The sequence below is a fragment of the Vibrio makurazakiensis genome, from assembly GCF_050337375.1.
Classification (GTDB): Bacteria; Pseudomonadota; Gammaproteobacteria; order Enterobacterales; family Vibrionaceae; genus Vibrio; species Vibrio makurazakiensis.
Window position 1 is genome coordinate 1 of the sequence record NZ_JAKJSW010000482.1, and the last position, 711, is coordinate 711.

The window sequence follows — 711 nt, forward strand, 5'->3', positions numbered from 1 at the left end:
ATATACAGTAGTAAACTAAATCTAAGATATTGATTTAGTTTACTTAGTTAATTAGCATTTCAGACCATATTTCAACTCAGATTTACTAGATATTCTTCTTATAAAAACTTGAAAATAAAATAAATCAATACGTTACAGCTAATCTTGCTTAATGGTATCGCAACAAGCTCTCACGTTAACAATCGCTATCATTAGGTACCTCAAAAATGTTTCGGCGTATTTTTATCATAAATTCGAGAGCACTTCTCCATCTGTAATCGTTGATAAGCTTAGCTCGGCAGCAATGATTTTATGAGTGTTCATATTGACAGAAAGACGCAATTTTCTTCAGACCCTCTGCCCCTAAAATATCGAGTCGATGAATCCTTGACGCGCTCTCAGTGACATAGAAAACACGAGTTTCAGTGTGATCGTTAAATCGCTGAATCAACGTGGTCTACCGTGCTTAATTTGTATGCTTTGTGCCTATCAACTGATTAACCTAAAAGGTCAARGAACTACGGTTAGTGAGTGATTGTAGCTAATCATCTCTATGACCCCACCATCAAGTAAGTGAATACCCCCTGGTAAAATATCAATTTAATTGATTCTTCATTAATTAAATTGATATATCAACCTGCGCATCTGGGATATATTGATAATCCCCGTAGACGCTATCCACAGGTTTTACTATTAAATTATCTTTAGTGAAAGTAGCGTGAAGATAAAGAT

1 pseudogene is annotated in these 711 nt (G+C 34.8%); it reads right to left on the reverse strand.

The features are described from left to right. Positions 1-147 precede the first annotated feature (147 nt). Positions 148-327 (reverse strand): annotated as a pseudogene (locus L4C33_RS22640) (IS5/IS1182 family transposase); the annotation flags it as partial. Positions 328-711 lie beyond the last annotated feature (384 nt).